This is a genomic window from Acinetobacter sp. ANC_7512 (assembly GCF_056779935.1).
Genome location: NZ_JBWYIX010000001.1, coordinates 209,546 through 228,486 on the forward strand (window position 1 = coordinate 209,546; position 18,941 = coordinate 228,486).

General features: G+C 40.5%; 17 protein-coding genes and 1 riboswitch. Of the genes, 16 read left to right on the plus strand and 1 reads right to left on the minus strand.

Annotated features, from left to right (window positions below; translation table 11 throughout):
• Positions 1-133: 133 nt before the first annotated feature.
• The 5 genes from AC1M9H_RS01055 to AC1M9H_RS01075 are packed head-to-tail and all read left to right on the plus strand — an operon-like array spanning position 134 to position 5,523.
• Positions 134-2,227, plus strand: coding sequence for a TonB-dependent receptor (locus tag AC1M9H_RS01055; protein WP_481612545.1), 2,094 nt, complete (start codon positions 134-136; stop codon positions 2,225-2,227).
• Positions 2,227-3,243 carry an ABC transporter substrate-binding protein gene (locus tag AC1M9H_RS01060; RefSeq protein ID WP_481612546.1) on the plus strand — a complete coding sequence of 339 codons (1,017 nt, stop codon included), beginning with the start codon at positions 2,227-2,229 and terminating at the stop codon, positions 3,241-3,243. The genes AC1M9H_RS01055 and AC1M9H_RS01060 overlap by 1 nt, the downstream gene beginning before the upstream one ends.
• Positions 3,240-4,256: a FecCD family ABC transporter permease gene (locus AC1M9H_RS01065; protein ID WP_481587080.1), complete on the plus strand. Its 1,017-nt coding sequence runs from the start codon at positions 3,240-3,242 to the stop codon at positions 4,254-4,256. Before AC1M9H_RS01060 ends, AC1M9H_RS01065 begins: the two co-directional genes overlap by 4 nt.
• The gene (locus AC1M9H_RS01070) at positions 4,253-5,017 is read left to right on the plus strand and encodes an ABC transporter ATP-binding protein (protein ID WP_481589881.1); all 765 of its coding nucleotides are present in this window, start codon (positions 4,253-4,255) and stop codon (positions 5,015-5,017) included. The genes AC1M9H_RS01065 and AC1M9H_RS01070 overlap by 4 nt, the downstream gene beginning before the upstream one ends.
• A gap of 2 nt (positions 5,018-5,019) precedes the next feature.
• Entirely contained in the window at positions 5,020-5,523 is a 504-nt protein-coding gene (locus AC1M9H_RS01075) for a GNAT family N-acetyltransferase (RefSeq protein ID WP_481612547.1), read from the plus strand.
• A 54-nt stretch (positions 5,524-5,577) separates the two neighbouring features.
• On the opposite strand, the gene AC1M9H_RS01080 is transcribed toward AC1M9H_RS01075, so the two are convergent.
• Entirely contained in the window at positions 5,578-6,246 is a 669-nt protein-coding gene (locus AC1M9H_RS01080) for an epoxyqueuosine reductase QueH (RefSeq protein WP_092766431.1), read from the minus strand.
• A 336-nt stretch (positions 6,247-6,582) separates the two neighbouring features.
• Between AC1M9H_RS01080 and AC1M9H_RS01085 the strand changes: the two genes are divergently transcribed.
• From AC1M9H_RS01085 to AC1M9H_RS01135, 11 genes are all read left to right on the plus strand, one after another.
• Positions 6,583-7,566, plus strand: coding sequence for a putative oxygenase MesX (locus AC1M9H_RS01085; protein ID WP_092766430.1), 984 nt, complete (start codon positions 6,583-6,585; stop codon positions 7,564-7,566).
• 50 nt (positions 7,567-7,616) lie between these two features.
• Entirely contained in the window at positions 7,617-8,660 is a 1,044-nt protein-coding gene (locus AC1M9H_RS01090; RefSeq protein WP_481589885.1) for a methionine synthase, read from the plus strand.
• Between the two features lie 96 nt (positions 8,661-8,756).
• Complete coding sequence (locus AC1M9H_RS01095; protein ID WP_481592758.1) at positions 8,757-9,251, plus strand: flavin reductase; 495 nt, start codon at positions 8,757-8,759, stop codon at positions 9,249-9,251.
• Between the two features lie 43 nt (positions 9,252-9,294).
• Positions 9,295-10,095, plus strand: coding sequence for a sulfite exporter TauE/SafE family protein (locus tag AC1M9H_RS01100; RefSeq protein WP_481612548.1), 801 nt, complete (start codon positions 9,295-9,297; stop codon positions 10,093-10,095).
• A 103-nt stretch (positions 10,096-10,198) separates the two neighbouring features.
• The gene (locus AC1M9H_RS01105) at positions 10,199-11,116 is read left to right on the plus strand and encodes a LysR family transcriptional regulator (protein ID WP_481612549.1); all 918 of its coding nucleotides are present in this window, start codon (positions 10,199-10,201) and stop codon (positions 11,114-11,116) included.
• Between the two features lie 300 nt (positions 11,117-11,416).
• Complete coding sequence (locus AC1M9H_RS01110; protein ID WP_481589887.1) at positions 11,417-12,091, plus strand: hypothetical protein; 675 nt, start codon at positions 11,417-11,419, stop codon at positions 12,089-12,091.
• A gap of 220 nt (positions 12,092-12,311) precedes the next feature.
• Positions 12,312-12,423, plus strand: a riboswitch (guanidine-I (ykkC/yxkD leader).
• Between the two features lie 28 nt (positions 12,424-12,451).
• The gene (locus AC1M9H_RS01115; RefSeq protein ID WP_481589888.1) at positions 12,452-13,189 is read left to right on the plus strand and encodes an urea amidolyase associated protein UAAP1; all 738 of its coding nucleotides are present in this window, start codon (positions 12,452-12,454) and stop codon (positions 13,187-13,189) included.
• 15 nt (positions 13,190-13,204) lie between these two features.
• Positions 13,205-13,858, plus strand: coding sequence for an urea amidolyase associated protein UAAP2 (locus AC1M9H_RS01120; protein WP_481612550.1), 654 nt, complete (start codon positions 13,205-13,207; stop codon positions 13,856-13,858).
• 2 nt (positions 13,859-13,860) lie between these two features.
• The gene (uca, locus tag AC1M9H_RS01125) at positions 13,861-17,481 is read left to right on the plus strand and encodes an urea carboxylase (RefSeq protein WP_481612551.1); all 3,621 of its coding nucleotides are present in this window, start codon (positions 13,861-13,863) and stop codon (positions 17,479-17,481) included.
• Positions 17,482-17,583: 102 nt separating this feature from the next.
• Complete coding sequence (locus tag AC1M9H_RS01130; protein WP_481591110.1) at positions 17,584-18,330, plus strand: SLATT domain-containing protein; 747 nt, start codon at positions 17,584-17,586, stop codon at positions 18,328-18,330.
• Positions 18,327-18,767 (plus strand): GIY-YIG nuclease family protein, encoded by a 441-nt coding sequence (locus AC1M9H_RS01135; RefSeq protein ID WP_481612552.1) that lies wholly within the window; start codon positions 18,327-18,329, stop codon positions 18,765-18,767. The genes AC1M9H_RS01130 and AC1M9H_RS01135 overlap by 4 nt, the downstream gene beginning before the upstream one ends.
• Positions 18,768-18,941: the final 174 nt, after the last annotated feature.

Consider the following 18,941-nt stretch of genomic DNA (forward strand, 5'->3'; position numbering starts at 1 on the left):
CACAAAACTAATCCAGCGATGCCAGAACAACATTTGCTTAGTTTTAGTGCATAGATTTAATGAATAGTGCACCAATTTGAATTCAATATTTGTAAACGCATCAATATTGTGCGTATAAATGAGGATAGTTTTTTTGAGATCTCGTGTAACTTTATTAATAGGTTTAACTGGCATCAATCAAGGGGTGTTTGCAACAGATCAGGTCAAAACCCTAGATACGATTTATCTCAGCACAGCTTTAGCCTCAGAATCTACACAGCACGCTCAAGCGCTTACCAAATTTCAGCATGATCTATTGGATATCCCGTTTAATAAAAGCCATTTGTCGCAAGACGTTATCCAGCAGCAAGATATTCAGCGCATGGATCAAGCCCTCAGCATCGTGAGTGGGGTATTGCATCAAAATAATTATGGTGGGGGCTTTTGGGATAACTATTCATTCCGAGGATTCCAAGGCAATCCCAATATGGGGGTGGATGCCATTCGTAATGGGCTGAGTGTCAATCGTGGCATTTCTGCACCTAAAGATATGGTCAATATTGAATCACTGGATTTTTTAAAAGGTCCCAGTGCCGCACTGTATGGACGTGGTGAGGTCGGTGGGGCATTGAATGTCACCACAAAAAAACCAAAATGGACGTCTGAAACAACGCTTAATCTTCGTGGGACAACACAAGATGAATATCGTTTAAGTCTTGAACAGACCGCGCCAATCAGCGATGCGTTGGCGTATCGAATAGCCGCTGCAATGGAAGATAACCAGTCTTTCCGTGATCATGTCAGTAGCCAACGTTTATTTGTCGCGCCACAATTCTCATGGAAATTATCTGAAAATACCCAAGTGGATTTAGATACTGAATTTACCCAGCATCTAGGCACATTTGACCGTGGTATCACGGCTGTCAACAACCAGTTATTGATGGATCCAAAGACCTTTACGGGTGAGCCTTCTGATGGTGATATGCGCGTCAAAGACAATCTCTATCAAGTACGATTAAAGCATCAGCTCAATGACGCATGGCAGATGAATGCTGCGATCAGTTATAAAGATGCGCAAATGGTCGGCTATTCAACAGAACCACGCAAATTACAGGCTGACCTTGAAACATTAGAGCGTCAGCGTCGTCATCGTGATTATCAGACCGAGGATATGCTGCTCCAAAGTGAATTACTTGGTCAACTGGAACTCGGTCATGTTCAGCATGAATTGGTACTCGGTGCAGAAACAGGGCGTTTGGACTTTATGCAACGTCAATTGCGTCTTAATCACTCGGCTGCTCAGCCAAATTGGATCAACATTTACAATCCCACTTATGGGCAATTTAGCTCTGAACTACCTTTACATACCGATTCCGATGAACGTCAGCAGTACATGGCTGTGAATGTACAAGATCAGGTCTTTTTTAATGACCAATGGAATGTGTTATTCGGAGGTCGATTCGATCGTGTCGAACAGCGCTTCATCAACCATCGCACGCAGTTCAAGGATCAGAGTACAGCACAAAAGTTTAGCCCACGCATAGGCCTTAATTACCGTCCTACACCAGCACTGTCTGTATATAGCAATTATGGTGAAGCATTTTCCATGAATAATGGCATGGGTCGTACAGGGGAGACGTTTGCACCTGAAACAGCGAAAAGCTATGAAATCGGCGCGAAATACCAATGGCAAGATCACAGTATGCTTAGCATCGCCTTGTTTGATATGAGCAAAAAAAATGTCCTGATGACGGATGCCATTGATCCAAACTATGAAGCTGCGGTTGGTGAAGTGAAAAGCAAAGGGCTCGAAATTGACTTCGACCATCGTATCAATGACCAGATGATGGTGTCAGCAGGCTACGCCTATATGGATGCCAAAGTCAGCAAAGATGATGTACTTCCAACAGGCTCAGCACTGAGCAACGTACCCAAACATAGCGCACATGTCATGGCAAGTTATGACCTTTGGCAAAATGTGCAACAAGCGGCAGGTCTAAATTTCAATCTCCATTATGTCGGGCAACGCAGTGGGGACAGCCCAACCAATACGGCTAATGGTTTCAGCTTACCTGCCTATACCGTATTGAACCTTGGGGCTTATTACCAAGCAAATCCAAATTTACGCTATCAATTGAATATTCATAATTTGTTAAACGAAGAATATTATCTATCCAGTTATAGCCATGTATGGATTCAACCCGGTGAGCCGATCAAAGCAGCGTTATCGGTACAGTGGCAATATTAATGCAAAGATTTATTGTCATTTTACTGAGCTGTGTACTGTTGGCTTGTACGGCAACAGAGCAACCGATACCAGCAAAAATACAAAGCCCAACATCGCGTTGTGTGATGGATAGCTCACAGACCGAAGTCTGCCTAGCTCAGCCAGCACAGCGTATTGTGTCCTTGTTTGAATCAGGTTTAGACGGGCTATATATGTTGGGGCAGGGTGCAAAGGTCGTGGGGATTCCTGCTGAGGTCTATTTACAGACCTTGTTATTTAATGCTTATTCCAAAATGGATCCACGTATTGCCAATAAGCAACTCGCTACACCTTCACAAGGCTCAAATGCCACCAACATTGAAAGCTTAATGCTATTAAAGCCAGATTTGGTGATTTTAGGTAGTGGGCAAACACAAACCATTCAATTGCTTCGACAATTTGGTATTGCAGTCTATGTGATGGAATCAGGCACTTACGATCAGGTGAAAGAAGAGCTGTATGAAATTGCACAGCTTACAGGTGCTGAGCAACGGGCTAAAGAAATTCTGGATTTTTCAGATGTGCTTCTGGCTGAAGTGGCACTCAAAACCTCAAAGCAAAAATATAAGCAATCAATATATTACGCATGGTCAGGTGGACGAATTTATTCAACCTCAGGCCGTAAATCGATTACCAATGATTTTATTGAATTGGCAGGGGCTTACAACGTGGTTAAAACGGAGACCAATCAACCGAATGTCAATCCAGAAACGTTGATTGAGTGGAATCCTGACAATATTGTACTGTGGAATACCGACCCAAACCTGATTTATCAGCGTAAAGAATTGCAAGGTCTAAAAGCAGTACAACAACAGAAAGTGTTTAATCTCAGCCCTGCATTTATCTATAACCCACATACCATCAAAATTCTTGTGGCTGCGATTTATCTGCATCATCACATTTACCCTGACACCTCAGACTTAGCAGTTGAAGCCTTGCAACTCAAAATTTTAGAGAAACTCTATGGTCAGAAAATTACCAAGGAGTTGATGTCATGAATAAGGCAAAATTGAAATACACCTGGTTTTATCCATTGCCGATTCTACTGATTTTTATGTCGCTGTTGCTAGGACCGAGTCAAACATTAAGCGCAGGGGATTATGCACTGTGGTTTATCCAGTGGATGTTGGGTACAGCGTATTTTGATGCGCAACAATTTAGCTTGATGCAAAATATTGTCTTCAATATTCGCCTACCACGCATCTTATTGACCTTTATGGTCGGGGCTGCTTTGGCAACAGCCGGCAATGGCTTGCAAGCTTTGTTCCGCAATCCCTTAGTGGATTCCTATGTGCTGGGGATTTCATCAGGTGCCGCCTTTGGTGCCGCCCTAGCATTATCTTTGAGTTGGTTATCGCCCAATTTATCGGCGTTTATTTTTGGCGTATGTGCAGTGGCATTAACCTATGTGTTTGCCCAGCAAAAGCATGAAAGCCAAACTTCATTGGTGATGGTGATTTTATCCGGCATGATTGTTTCAGGTCTGTTTTTAGCAGGACTGACCATTATTCAATATTTAAGTGATCCTTTTAAATTACAAGCGATCGTGCAGTGGACCATGGGGAATTTACATCAGGCATCGTGGCAGAAAGTCCAATATGCGGTTGTGCCGATTACGGTGGCTTTAATGGGCTTATACGCCATGCGTTGGCGCTTGAATCTGATGGCATTGGGAGCTGATGAAGCACAAGCTGTGGGGGTGAATCCGAAGTGGGAGCAACTCATACTGATTGTATTGGTGACGCTATGCACCTCCACTTCAGTAGCTGCCGCAGGCATTATCAGTCTATACGGACTATTTATGCCGCATATTGTGCGCATGCTGGTCGGCCCTGACCACCGCTACAGTATTCCTGCCAACATGATTCTAGGCGGTAGTTTTTTACTGCTGATTGATAATTTTTCACGAGTTTTACTGAGCTTTGAAATTCCAATCGGCATTTTCACCATGCTCCTCGGTGCGCCATTTTTCTTATTATTAATCAAAACACAAAGGACGGCTTGGGCATGATTCATATTGAACAGTTGAACTATGCCTATGGGCATAAACACGTGTTAAAAAATATTCAGCTTGAATTTCCAGCCCATCAGTTCTCGGTGATTTTAGGTCGCAATGGTTGTGGCAAATCGACCCTATTTAAACTGATGGCAGGTTTAGAACAGACCACAGATGGGCAAGTACTTTATGCAGGTCGAGCTTTAGAAAACATAAAAGGTAAAGAAAGGGCCGCGCTACTTGGATTTTTACCGCAGTTCCATAAAACGGTTTTCCCATTTTTAGTTAAAGATGTGGTGATTACAGGTCGGGCTGCATTTAGTCGATTTCGTCCATCTAAACAAGATTGGGACATGGTCGATCAGGCTTTAGTTGATCTCGATATCGAGCATTTAAAAGAGCGTCCTTATACCGAGCTATCAGGCGGAGAGCGTCAATTGGTGATGATTGCCCGTATTTTGGTGCAAGCACCAAAAGTGATTTTATTAGATGAGCCGACCAATCATTTGGATGTCTATTATCAATCTTATTTGATGAAAAAACTGCGTCAACTGTCACGGCAGAATTTTACTGTGATCGCCATTATGCATGACCCCAATTTGGCTTTCTTATTTGCAGATCATTTGTTCTTTATGCGTGAACATGAAGTGATTCGTCCTGATTCAAAAGCGCGTCTCACCGATCCGAAATTTTTAAAAAGTGTTTACGATGTCGAGTTTCATGAAGCCATGATTCAAGACAAGACCATTGTTATCCCTGATCATTCTTGGTTGTAAAAATGAATTTAACGTTTGAAACACTGCAATCCGCTGATCAATCTGTCATTCAATTTGCTTTATATTCACGGCAGCTTTTATTTCCAGAACTGTATGGTGCTTGTATTCCAAAAGATATTGCCCAGTTTGCGCAGTACTATGTGGACAGTCCTTTAGGCTGTTTTATCGTGGTCAAAAATCAAGCCAAAATTATTGCAACGATTGCTTACCGTGCCTATGACGGACGTTTTGATTTGGATATTGCTGAAGGTGCTGGTGAGGTGGTCAAACTTTTTGTACTGCCTGAATATCGTCGACAAGGCATTGCCACGCAACTGTGTCAGTTATTATTTACACATGCCGAGCAACACGGCATAGAAACCTTGTATTTGCATACACATCCCTTTTTACCTGCAGCGGAGCAATTTTGGCGTTTACAAGGTTTCGACGTGATTAAACGTGAGTGGTTAAAAACTTACAATACCATTCATATGTTAAGAACTATAAAATCTGATCAACGATTTTGAAATTTAGCCATAAGCTTAATTATTTATATAGATTATAGCTAAATACTGAAGTAATCAGTCTAGATCATCCAGAGCATTTGAATAGAATTTCACACCTATTTTGATGCGATCACGCCCTTGGCTCATACGCCAACGATTAGTATCACGTAAGGAATAGACGCAACCACAATATTCCTGTTGGTAAAACTCCTCTTTTTTGCTGATTTCGAGCATACGCACAGCACCACCATTCTTACGCCAGTTGTAATCCCAATAAGTTATCCCTTCATAATGTGAAGCTGAACGATGACCACAGTCGTTGATTTGCTTCATATCTTTCCAACGGGAAATACCAAGCGAACTACTTATTAGACTGAAGCCATTTTCAGCTGCATATAAAGCTGTACGTTCAAAACGCATGTCAAAACACATAGTACAACGAATGCCTTTTTCAGGTTCATTTTCCATACCTTTGGCGCGTGCAAACCAATTGTCTGTATCGTAATCACAGTCGATAAAAGGAATGTTATGTTTTTCGGCAAAGCGAATATTTTCTTCTTTACGAATTTCATATTCTTTGACAGGATGAATATTGGGGTTATAAAAAAAGATCGAAAAGTTGATGCCTGATTCAATCAGGGTTTCCATCACTTCACCCGAGCATGGTGCACAGCAGGAATGAAGTAGAAGTTTGTCGTGACCTGCTGGGAGAGACAGTTTTTGACGTTCAAGTTTGTTTGACATGGTTATATAGGTTTAAATTTAAACCCTATATTTTAAAGATTGAGTTGATAATTAAACCTCTAATAAGCTGATATTTTCTAAGGTTAGGTTGAGATAAATTCACTTGAGCACCATTTGAGTGAACGGAATCGCATCCGTATACCAGTGATCTACTCATTAACTGCATGGATAAGTTAGCTCATCTATTCTAAATCGCTTTGAAATAGCGAATATGCTTTAACATGAGGGATTCTCATCTTAAGCTGAATTTATATCGTTTTACTCACTTTATTATTCACGTTTAAATACAGCCATTCAGAAATTTAGCTTTTTATAAAATTTTAGGTGGCAATCTCCATGAGTACAGCATTTGAGTGTTCAATTAAACGTATCCGTTTTGATGAAAACTATACGCCAGCAGAAAGTACACGTTTGACTACAAACTTTGCTAATTTGGCTCGTGGTGAAAGTCGTCAGGAAAATCTGCGCCGTACACTTGCGATGATCAACAACCGTTTTAATAGCTTGGCGACTGTCGATAATCCTAAAGGTGATCGCTATTCACTTGAGATCGACATCATTTCTGCAGAAATTGATATCGAAGGCAATGGACAAACTTTCCCATTTATTGAAACACTGAAAAGTGTGGTGATTGACCACCAAACAGGTGAACGTATTGAAGGTATGATTGGCAATAGCTTCTCATCTTATGTGCGTGATTATGACTTCAGTGTGGTATTGCCTCAGTTGGGTTGTGGCGTGGGTGAAAAACCTGAAGATTTTGGTAATCTACATGGCAAATTGTATAAACATCTGGTGAATTCAGCAGTATTTAAAGCAGAATTCAATAAAGAACCAGTAATTTGCTTAAGTGTTTCAACCTCTAAAACCTATTATCGTACATCCAATGTACATCCTATTTTAGGTGTGGAATACAAAAATGATGAATATTCACGTACCGATGAATATTTTGCCAAAATGGGCCTACGTGTACGCTATTTCAAACCAGAAGGTGGTAATGCGCCACTCGCATTCTATTTCGCTGGAGATTTACTTCGTGATTACACTGATTTTGAATTGATCAGTGCGATTGCAACTATGGAAAGCTTTCAAAAAATCTACCGTCCTGAAATTTACAATACTAACTCACCAGCAGGCGTGGAGTATAAACCAAGTCTAAGCTATGGCGACTACTCACTAACTCGTATTGTTTATGACCGTGTAGAACGTGCTGAGTTAGCAGTCAAACAAGGTAAATGGACAGAAGAAAATTTCATTAAGCCTTATCAAGACATTTTAAATAAATGGGCTGAAAATTTCGAAGTCGAAACAGCTGCTTAAAACATCCAATTGATATACAGATTCACGAATTTAGAGAAAGAAGATTAGACATGGCACTTACACCACCGAAATTATTACTCCCAACTTCAACTGCGGGTAGTTTACCGAAACCATCTTGGTTAGCTGAGCCTGAAAAACTATGGTCTGCATGGAAACTCGAAGGGGAAGAGCTTCTTGAGGCAAAACGTGATGCATTGAAATTATCATTACATGAGCAAGTCACTGCTGGTATTGATATCGTGAGTGATGGTGAACAAACCCGTCAGCACTTCGTCACTACATTTATTGAGCATCTTGAAGGTGTGGATTTCGAAAAGCGTGAAACCATGCGTATTCGTAATCGTTATGATGCAAGTGTACCTTCTGTTGTGGGCGAAGTTTCTCGTAAACAAGCGGTATTTGTTGAAGATGCGAAATTCTTGCGTAGCCAAACCAATCAGCCAATTAAATGGGCGTTGCCTGGTCCAATGACCATGATTGATACTTTATTTGATGGTCACTACAAGAGCCGTGAAAAATTGGCTTGGGAATTTGCCAAAATTTTAAACCAAGAAGCTTTAGAGCTTGAAGCAGCAGGCGTGGATATTATCCAATTCGATGAACCGGCGTTTAACGTATTCTTCGATGAAGTAAATGATTGGGGGGTACCAACCCTAGAGCGTGCACTTGAAGGTTTAAAATGTGAAACTGCGGTTCATATTTGCTACGGTTACGGTATTAAAGCCAATACCGATTGGAAACAAACTTTGGGTAATGAATGGCGTCAATACGAAGAGTCATTTCCTAAGCTACAACAATCTAAGCTCGATATTATTTCGCTTGAATGCCAAAACTCACGTGTGCCAATGGATTTGATTGAATTGATTCGTGGTAAGAAAGTCATGGTCGGTGCAATTGATGTGGCAACTAATCAAGTTGAAACCCCAGAAGAAGTCGCGAATACCCTGCGTAAAGCTTTGCAATTTGTGGACGCGGATAAACTTTATCCATCAACGAACTGTGGTATGACGCCGCTCTCTCGTCAAGTGGCACGTGGCAAGCTTGAGGCTTTAAGTGCTGGAGCTGCCATTGTCCGTAAAGAGCTAGAAGCTTAATCAAACGTAGTCTTGTATTAATCAGGGCAAATCGTCGCAAGATCATTTGTTCTGTCTAATGTACGACACGTCATATGTATATTTGAGATGAAAGAGATGATTGAAGCAACAGACTTTAGAAATGCAATGTCTTTACTTACAACTGCGGTAAATGTGATTACAACCACAGGCGAAGCAGGGATGCATGGCTTTACTGCATCTGCGGTATGTAGTGTCACAGATACTCCGCCAACACTATTAGTCTGTATGAATCAGTCCTCTCGTTCACATGCACATTTTGTTGAAAATAAAGTCTTAGCTGTAAACGTACTGAGTACTCAGCATGAACAGCTTTCGAATGCTTTTGCTTCAAGCAAGCTCAGCTCAGAAGATCGCTTCAGACTAGGTGATTGGATTGATTTAAAAACTGGGTCGCCGATTTTAGAAGATGCTTTAGTCAGTTTTGATTGCGAGATTGAGAATATTCAACAAGTCGGTACACATAGTATTTTTTTATGCCGTGTGACTGCAGTAAAGCAAAGTAATCAAGAAGAAAGTTTGGTGTACTTTAACCGTGCTTATCATCAAGTGGGTCAGTTGGAACACGCTTAACTCAACCCCTTAATCCCTTCATCTTTTTAAAAGTTAGTCTATTGTGGAACTTATAACCTTTTTAATCATCGGTGCATTTGCTGGTTTTGCGGCTGGGCTGTTTGGTGTAGGCGGTGGTACGATTATTGTGCCACTACTTTTTATTGTCTTTACCCAAATGGGTTATGATCCTGATGTCATTATGCATCTGGCACTAGGTACATCTTTAGCAACAATCGTTGTCACTTCGATTAGCTCATTAATGGCACACCATAAAAATGGTGCTGTGATATGGCCTGTATTTAAAAATCTAGCTCCACCCATGGCCATCGGCTGTTTTGCAGGTGCTGGAATTGCTGGTTTGTTATCGGGATTACATCTTCAAATCATGGTCGGCTTATTTTTGATTTGGGTGGCGTATACTATGTTTACAGGCTCGAACAAAGCAATTAATTCAACAATGACTCTTCCTTCATCAAGTCAGCAAGTTGCAGCAGGTAGTGTCATTGGGATTGCATCGGCACTCTTTGGAATTGGTGGTGGTAGTCTGACCGTTCCATATCTGAATCGTTATGGGGTGGTGATGCAAAAGTCTGTCGGTACATCTGCTGCTTGTGGATTACCAATAGCTCTAGCTGGTGCTATAGGGTTTATGGTTTTTGGTATGACTGCTGAGATCAATGTGCCGAATACCATCGGGTATGTTCATATTTATGCTTTCATTGGCATTAGTGTGATGAGTTTTATAACAGCAAAATTTGGTGCCAAAACTGCACATACCTTATCGCCAGCAATGTTAAAGAAATGTTTCGCTGTCTTGTTGGTTATCATAGGAAGTATCTTCCTTGTAAAAGGATTGATTTAATTTCACCCAAATGTCTTATCAGCCTAGATAGCTCACTTAATGTAGGCTAAAGCGAAGATTTTAATATGTCCCTAGAGGGATCATAATTTGAGTTTTTTCCCATATGATCGAACTAAAACATTTGAAAATGCTATTGGCTTTGAGAGAGCATGGCTCTTTAGTCGCTGCAGCGAGTGATCTCTGCATTACACCTTCAGCCGTATCTCATCAGTTACGTGAGCTTGATCAGTGGATGGGGGTTGAAGTCGTCAACCGCAAGACGAGACCAATTACTTTTTCTAATGTTGGCTTAAGACTGTTGCAGTTAGCGGATGAAATTTTACCGCAAGTTCAGATTGCTCAAAGCGATATCACGCGTATTATCCATGGGCAAACTGGCAGAATTACATTTTCTTCAGAATGCCATAGTTGTTTTGATTGGCTCATGCCGATATTAAATCAGTATCGAAACCAATATCCTGATGTTGATTTAGATTTCGCATCAGGGTTTGAAGCAAATCCTCATGAATTGCTACAAAATGGCGAATTTGATTTGTTGATTACTGCAGACCCAATTGCATTAAAGGGAGTTGAATATTTCCCAGTATTTAAATATGAATCAAGACTTGTTTTATCTACAACACATCCTTTGGTACGTGCAAAAAACATTACTGTTCAAGATTTAGCTGAAGAAACGCTGATTACATTTCCAGTAGACAAACATCGTTTAGATATCATGTCGAAGTTGTTCATTCCTGCAAATATTCTTCCAAAAAATATTCGAACCACAGATCTGACCCAGATGCTGATTCAGTTAGTCGCAAGTGGGCGTGGAATCGCAGCTTTACCAGATTGGGTGGTAAACGAATATGAAACCAAAGGGTGGGTCACTTCACGTCGCCTAGATTGCGTTGCACCAGAGGGGTTAAGGCGTACTTTATATGCAGGTTTTCGAACTGAAGATAAGGAAAAAGATTATTTCGATTCATTTATAAAAAAATTAGCTAAATTTTCAGAATCAAGAAAACTTTATTACATGTAAGAAAGTTTAATCATTCTGAATAAAGTGAAGATTGAACCTCGAATGAATCTTCATATTAATAATGAGCAAAGTTAAGATGAAAATTAGATAGTCGCTATTATTTGTATGAAGACGAATTTTTTGCTTTAGATTATACTTTTTTAACTAAGAGTGATGTCTGACATCGATACATTGGACTCATCATCTGTTTGTAGACAGTAAACGATTTGATCTCAGCCCATTGCCCACCATTTTGGTCATTTATCTAAGTGTTTTTTTTAATTATAAAACTCAATTCATTATAAATTTAAGATTATATCCATGATACAACTCATACCTTCATTTTCAGTCTCAGACTATCTCAGCTTATTTTCGATTATTTGTACGACGCTTATAGGTATCGTCGCTGTCTTTTACGGTCGAAAAACGTATTTTGTGAGTCTAAAAAGTTTTAATGAAAATAAAAATTTATATGAGGCTGCATCTTTTTACATTCGAGAATTTATCTCTGTAAGCCCGAATAAAACAATAGATCCTTTTTTGAAGAAAATTGCCAGTGATCAACTTAATGGCGGTGTCGAGATTCCTTCATTTTTAACCGATATACTTATACGCAAATATGCAGATTACTATTTTTACTTAGTGAAGTCCCTTCGCACTACATGGAAATTTTTTAAAGTTGAAAATGGAGAAATTCAATGTATTTATTCAGAACGGGAATTAGTCTTTAAAGGGTTAGCGTATGGTGCTCTATATACCGTCACCGGTTCCTTAGCTTTTTTTATATTTTCAAATTTTACTTGGTTTTTAGCTCGTTATACCTCAGACAGCGCATTAAACACAGGGATGACTTTAATCATTTTACTTGTATTTCTTTTGTTCGTAGCACTTGGAAGCTTAGTTATGATTTTTAAGTTAATCACTGTGCGTGATATCAATCAGAGTCTAAACCTACTTAAGCAATCAGAAAATAACCGCTCAAAACAAACAAAATAGAATCATGTGTTAGCTTTTTTCTTTGCACAAGAAAATTGCACGCAGGTTAATTTCGGTGCTTACCGCGTATTCTTTACTCCGACTGATTCAACAGGTTTACTTGAATTAAATTCTGTTCAATACAATCAGCTCTAAGAGAAATGTTATATATCAAGCGATAGTAATACTAAAATACAAAAAAGTATTACTTTGGCACAGCCTTTGCATCTATCTATTCAATCATAAAGTGATCTAGGGTTCCGATACATGAAGTTTCATGTAGGTCTGCGACCGAGAGTTCACGGCTTAAGTTGCAAGCTCAAGCTACACGGAGGGATAAAAGCCCGGGAGGTAAACCGTAGAAGATTGGGATGGATGCATATGAGCACAATAACTTATCACGAAGATCAAGTCCTTTGGACGGAACGTTTACCGGGTGGACACCACTGGTCAGCACGTATTCAGCGTGGCGCAGTATTACAACTCAAAGCCTTAGGTAAAAATGCCAATGTGGCACTGTACTGCATCAATAGCGAAGATAAGCTCGAACGCTACAACATGCCAGACAGCTTAAAAGGGCAACATACGGCATTTTTAAGTACAGGACATATCCTTGCATCTGACCTTGGTCGCGCGATGATCTCTATCGTCAAAGATGACCATGGCTGGAATGATGCATTTTGTGCACCAAGTACCGCACAACAAATTGAACAACAATTTGGTTCAAAAACCTTTCAAGATGTACGCAACGACATGTACCGTAACGGCAAAGATTCGTTATTGCTTGAAATGACCAAGTTTGGTTTATCTGCAACAGACCTCAGCAGTACTTTAAATTTGTTTTCTAAAGTTCAACCGGATGACCATGGCAATCTCAGCTATGTGGCATCTGACAATACGAATCAAGTGATTGAACTGCGCTTTGAAATGGATTGCTTGGTGTTTTTATCCTCTGCACCGCATGCTTTAGACACCAGCACCGAATATGCACCTGCCGATGTTCAATTGTCTTTATACAAAGCACTTCCTTTAAGCGACAGCGATGTATGTCGTGATTCATGCCCGCAAAATCAGCGTGCATTTCAAAACAATACTCGTTACTACGCACTCAGCGCTTAATTGGGAGAATACAACATGACTGCACTCGTAAAATTAGAAAAATCAGTTTTAAGCGAAGTATGTCCTGCTGGTGAAGCATGGATGTGCGAAGTCAAAAAAGGGCAATATTTCCGTATTGTGGATTTAGAAGGCAACCAAGCGGTGGATACGCTGTTTATCTCGGCTTCAAACCCTGAAGAGCGTTATAGCACAACTGATACCTTAGCGATTAATAAACAAATCTATTTAGAAAAAGGTACAGCTTTATACACCAACTTTGGCAACAAAATTGCCATCATTCATGATGATAACTGCGGTCGCCATGACACCTTAGGCGGTGCTTGTTCATGTGAAAGTAACACCGTTCGTTATGCACATGACAAATACCCAATGCACAGTTGCCGTAACAATTTCATGATTGCGCTGTCTCAGCATCCAATTGCCAAAAAACACGGCTTAAACGTGCGTCACATCGGTCCAAATATTAACTTTTTTATGAATGTGCCCGTGACCTCTGAGGGGCATCTAAAGTTTGATGATGGTATTTCTGCACCGGGTAAATATGTGGAAATTAAAGCGGAAATGGATTTAATCGTGCTGATCTCCAACTGCCCACAACTGAATAATCCTTGTAATGCCTATAACCCAACCAAAATTCAATTGATCATCCGTGAAGGCGAGGACGCATAACCATGACTAAAAAATATGGATTGAATAAAGTTCTAATCGCCAACCGTGGTGCAATTGCGTGTCGTGTCATTCGTACCCTTAAAAAATTAGGTATCCAATCAGTTGCGGTCTATTCAGAGGCTGATCGTGATTCATTGCATGTGACTTTGGCCGATGAGGCAGTGTATATCGGTGAAGCACCAGCCAGCCAAAGCTACTTAAACGTTGAAAAAATCTTAGAGGTTGCTAAACAAACCGGAGCACAAGCCATTCATCCGGGTTATGGCTTCTTGTCTGAAAATGCTGAATTCTGTGATATATGTGAATCACAAGGCATTGCTTTTATTGGTCCAAACTCCGCGCAAATGCGTGCCTTTGGTCTTAAACACACGGCACGTGAACTTGCGATTCAAGCCAATGTACCGTTACTTCCGGGTAGTCAGTTATTGGCGGATGAAGCTGAAGCACTGCTTGAGGCTGATCGTATTGGTTATCCTGTGATGCTGAAAAGTACCGCAGGTGGCGGTGGGATCGGCATGCGCTTGGTCTGGAACGAAGCAGAGCTGAAAGATGCCTATGCAACCGTGTCTTATTTAGCCCAAGCCAACTTTAAAGATGCAGGATTGTACTTAGAGAAATTTGTGCAAAATGCCCGTCATATCGAAGTGCAAATTTTTGGTGATGGTCAAGGTCAAGTGATTGCACTCGGTGAGCGTGATTGTTCGGTACAACGTCGTAACCAAAAAGTGATTGAGGAAACCCCGGCACCGCATATCAATGATGAACAACGTGCCTACATCCAAAATGTTGCCATTCAACTGATGCAGTCGGTAAATTACCGTTCTGCCGGTACGGTTGAATTTGTGATGGATACTGACACACAAGCATTCTATTTCTTAGAGGTAAACACTCGTCTACAAGTGGAACATGGCGTGACCGAGCAAATCTTTGGTGTGGACTTGGTGGAATGGATGGTGACATTGGCCAGCGGTGATTGGACTGCGCCAACTGAAAAACTCGAATCCAAAGGTCATTCGATTCAAGTGCGTTTGTACGCTGAAGACCCAATTAAAAACTTCCAACCAAGTGCCGGTTTACTGACACATGTTGAGTTCGATGCTAATGCCCGAAATGAAACATGGGTCGAAACAGGCTCGAATGTATCGTCATTCTATGACCCGATGATTGCTAAAATCATTGTCACTGCAGATGATCGAGCTTCTGCGATTCAAGCCATGACGGATACTTTGGCGAAAACTTCAGTTGCAGGGATTGAAACCAATCTTGAATATTTACAAAACATTATCGACTGTGATGTGTTTAAAGCAGGGACACAAACCACACGTTTCTTAAATACTTTTGAATGGAAAACCCAAAAGATTGAAGTGTTGCAAGCTGGCATTCAAACCGCCGTGCAAGATGTCACAGGGCGTTTGGGCTATTGGGATGTCGGTGTGCCACCCTCAGGTGCGATAGATCCATTATCACTGAATGTTGCAAACCAGTTGCTTGGTAATGCCTATAACACTGCAGGGCTTGAATGTACCCTACAAGGGCCAACCTTAAAATTCCATTGTGACAGCCAAATCGTACTTGCCGGCGGTGATATGCCGTCGACGTTGGATGGCGAAGCTGTACCGATGTGGCAAACCGTCAATGTGCGTAAAGGTCAGATTTTAAAATGTGGCAAAATCGCGACAGGTTGCCGTACTTATATCGGTATCAAAGGTGGTTTGAATGTACCTGAATATCTCGGCTCACAAGCAACCTTTACCTTAGGTCAGTTTGGCGGTCATGCAGGGCGTAACTTACTGATTGGCGATATGCTTCCAATTACGGCATTTAGCTCCGATGAAGTGAAAACGCTTGCACCTGAACAAGTACCGTCATTTAGTCATGAATGGGAAATTGCGGTGATGTACGGCCCACATGGTGCGCCAGATTTCTTTACTAAAAATGACATTGATACTTTCTTTGCCAATACCTTTGAGATTCACTTTAACTCAAGCCGTACTGGTATCCGTTTAATTGGTCCAAAACCCGAATGGGCACGTGAAGATGGTGGTGAAGCCGGTCTGCATCCATCCAATATTCATGACAATGCTTATGCCATTGGTGCCATCGACTTCACCGGTGATATGCCGATTATTCTCGGTCCAGATGGTCCAAGTCTCGGTGGTTTCGTTTGTCCTGCTGTGGTGATTAACTCAGAACTTTGGAAACTCGGTCAGCTTAAAGCCGGTGACAAAGTGAAATTTGTCCCTGTAAGCTATCACCAAGCCAAACTTTTAAATGAAAAATATCATGCGCAATTAGAAGCTTCAGATACAGAAGCGGTGGCATTTGATGAGTCGTTCTATCCTGAACTCGCAACTCTAAAAAATGCGGTTCTCGATACCTTAAAAGGTGAAAATGGTGCGCCTGATGTGGTGTATCGTCCTGCCGGCAACAACTACATGTTGGTGGAATATGGCGAGTTGGTGCTGGATCTAAACTTACGTTTCCGTATTCATGCTTTGATGCAATGGGTACAAAAGCAAAATATTCAGGGCATTATTGATCTGACACCGGGTATTCGTTCGCTACAAATTCACTTTGACTCATTAAAACTCGATCAACTTGATTTACTGCGTTTATTACAAGTGGCAGAAACTGAACTACCTGATGTGACTGAGATGCAAGTGCCATCGCGTACCGTATATCTGCCACTGGCGTGGGAAGATTCGCAAACGCAATTGGCAACGGAACGTTATATGCAAACCGTGCGTCCAGATGCACCATGGTGTCCAGACAATATCGAATTTATCCGTCGTATTAATGGCTTAAAAGATAAACAAGCTGTGAAAGATGTGGTGTATGACGCAAGTTATTTGGTGATGGGCTTGGGCGATGTTTATCTCGGTGCTCCTGTCGCAACACCACTTGATCCGCGTCAGCGTTTGGTGACGACCAAATATAACCCTGCACGTACATGGACCCCTGAAAATGCCGTGGGCATTGGTGGTGCTTATATGTGCGTGTATGGCATGGAAGGTCCGGGGGGCTATCAGTTTGTTGGTCGTACCACGCAAATGTGGTCACGCTACCGTAAAAATGCTGACTTTGAGCAAGGCAAACCGTGGTTACTGCGTTTCTTTGACCAAGTTAAATTCTATGAAGTGTCTGAAGAAGAACTTATGCAGATGCGTGAGGACTTTAAAGCTGGTCGCTTAAAACTGCGTATTGAAGAAGGCGTATTAAACTTAAAAGAGTACAACGACTTCTTAACTGAAAACCAAGAGTCCATTTCGGCATTTAAGTCTGTGCAACAAGCCAACTTTGATGCAGAACGTCGTCGTTGGCATGAGGCAGGACTTGCAGAATACGTGTCTGAAAGCCTTGATACTGTGGATGATAGTGAAGGCGTGGAAGTGCCTGAAGGGGGCTGTGCGGTGGAATCACATATGCCGGGTTCAATTTGGAAAATTGAATGTCAGTCAGGGGATATTGTGGAAGAAGGCGCTACGCTTGCCGTGATTGAAGCGATGAAGATTGAGATTCCAATTATTGCGCCTGAACGTATGAAGGTTGAAGCGATTAGCATTGAAAAAGGGCAAACTGTGAAAACAGGGCAGGTGTTGTTTATGTTGGCGCCTGTGGCTTGATGAGATTGAAATAATAAGACCGTCTGTAAGGGCGGTTTTTTAAATTGACAAATATAAGTAATTGAAATATTTTTATATTTTTCAAAAAATGAACTTTATTATATGACAAATAATAATGAGGATTGTATACGTTGGCATCCTTGTATAAAAAAGATTATCAACAGTTTCATGAGTTCAGGAAAATGGATATTTAGTTTATATCCTATTGAAACAATTAAGGCAGATATCACTGCTCGAGAAATGCTACATGATAGTATGCGAACAACTGCAAATTGTAGGTATAAAGCATCAGAAAGACTGAGATTCCAAAATACATTCTCTCTATTCACTGCTACATATTTATCACTTGGTCTTATATTAATACCACTCATTCAAAACACAGATATTCATCTGAACTTTTATCCTAAAGTTCTTAATTTGATGCAGGTTTTTCTCGCTGTTGCTGTACTGGTTTATTCTACAATTAATGCAACAGCAAGATATGATGCTAGATCGATAGCCCTAAACGACTGTGGTGACAAAGTCAAAGACATTATTAGAACTCTCAGGGGATTACCACAAACACAAACTAATTTTAGTGACATACAAGAAAAATATAATGATGCAGTTAAAGATTCAGAGAATCATATCCGACTAGATTATCTAAAAGTAATGTTGGAGCGACCAAAAGAGTTTAAAATAACAGGTCTAGTCAGATTATATTATATTTTCAAAGCATTAATGCTTTCTAGTTTTCCCTATTTAATTCCAACTACTATGATTATTATCGAAAGTATTTTTATTCTTGATATGGTTGGTGTCACCAATATTTTGCCTCAATATTTGGGTGGAGTTCCAATAAGAAAATGATTTCACATAAAGCCCGTTTTGAGAATTTAATAGCATTTACAGACATTTTCTTCCAAAATCACTGGAATGTAGAAAAATTGGGCTTACCTCCTAGTTGGTCATCTATACACAAAGACTTCCGAAAAATCCCGAATTACGATAAACAAGGGGTTTATGCTTTTGTCAAAGATGATGAAATTACTTATATAGGTGTCGGTACTTCTCGGGGTGGTGGTTTGTATCGTGGAAATGGATTAAGTGCTAGAGTTATGAAATATTGTCGTTGGATTGATAAATCTAAAAATATTTATGGGCCTATTGATGCAAGACTAAAAGAAGCAGGGGCAATTGTAACTATTGGTTTTGAACAAGATTATGCTTACCTTGCAAATGCTTTGGAAATCTATTTAATCTCACGACTGCAACCAAAATATAATTACATTAAAACAGGAATGTAAAATTTTAAAAGACCGAGAAACAGGTCTTTTAAAAGGTCTCTAAATTGGTCATTATTTGTCTGTTATTTGCATATCTAGGACATTTCCAATATGAACAATATTATTCATTCACGCTTTGTCACTATTTTTTCAGATATCTCTCAACAAAATAGAATTCGATGATGGGTAAAAAAC

Coding starts and splice junctions, on each gene's coding strand:
- uca (WP_481612551.1), top strand. CDS start 13,861: ATGACTAAAAAATATGGATTGAATAAAGTTCTAATCGCCAACCGTGGT.
- AC1M9H_RS01080 (WP_092766431.1), bottom strand. CDS start 6,246: ATGTCAAACAAACTTGAACGTCAAAAACTGTCTCTCCCAGCAGGTCAC.
- AC1M9H_RS01090 (WP_481589885.1), top strand. CDS start 7,617: ATGGCACTTACACCACCGAAATTATTACTCCCAACTTCAACTGCGGGT.
- AC1M9H_RS01070 (WP_481589881.1), top strand. CDS start 4,253: ATGATTCATATTGAACAGTTGAACTATGCCTATGGGCATAAACACGTG.
- AC1M9H_RS01095 (WP_481592758.1), top strand. CDS start 8,757: ATGATTGAAGCAACAGACTTTAGAAATGCAATGTCTTTACTTACAACT.
- AC1M9H_RS01130 (WP_481591110.1), top strand. CDS start 17,584: ATGACAAATAATAATGAGGATTGTATACGTTGGCATCCTTGTATAAAA.
- AC1M9H_RS01085 (WP_092766430.1), top strand. CDS start 6,583: ATGAGTACAGCATTTGAGTGTTCAATTAAACGTATCCGTTTTGATGAA.
- AC1M9H_RS01115 (WP_481589888.1), top strand. CDS start 12,452: ATGAGCACAATAACTTATCACGAAGATCAAGTCCTTTGGACGGAACGT.
- AC1M9H_RS01075 (WP_481612547.1), top strand. CDS start 5,020: ATGAATTTAACGTTTGAAACACTGCAATCCGCTGATCAATCTGTCATT.
- AC1M9H_RS01110 (WP_481589887.1), top strand. CDS start 11,417: ATGATACAACTCATACCTTCATTTTCAGTCTCAGACTATCTCAGCTTA.
- AC1M9H_RS01120 (WP_481612550.1), top strand. CDS start 13,205: ATGACTGCACTCGTAAAATTAGAAAAATCAGTTTTAAGCGAAGTATGT.
- AC1M9H_RS01105 (WP_481612549.1), top strand. CDS start 10,199: ATGATCGAACTAAAACATTTGAAAATGCTATTGGCTTTGAGAGAGCAT.
- AC1M9H_RS01135 (WP_481612552.1), top strand. CDS start 18,327: ATGATTTCACATAAAGCCCGTTTTGAGAATTTAATAGCATTTACAGAC.
- AC1M9H_RS01065 (WP_481587080.1), top strand. CDS start 3,240: ATGAATAAGGCAAAATTGAAATACACCTGGTTTTATCCATTGCCGATT.
- AC1M9H_RS01060 (WP_481612546.1), top strand. CDS start 2,227: ATGCAAAGATTTATTGTCATTTTACTGAGCTGTGTACTGTTGGCTTGT.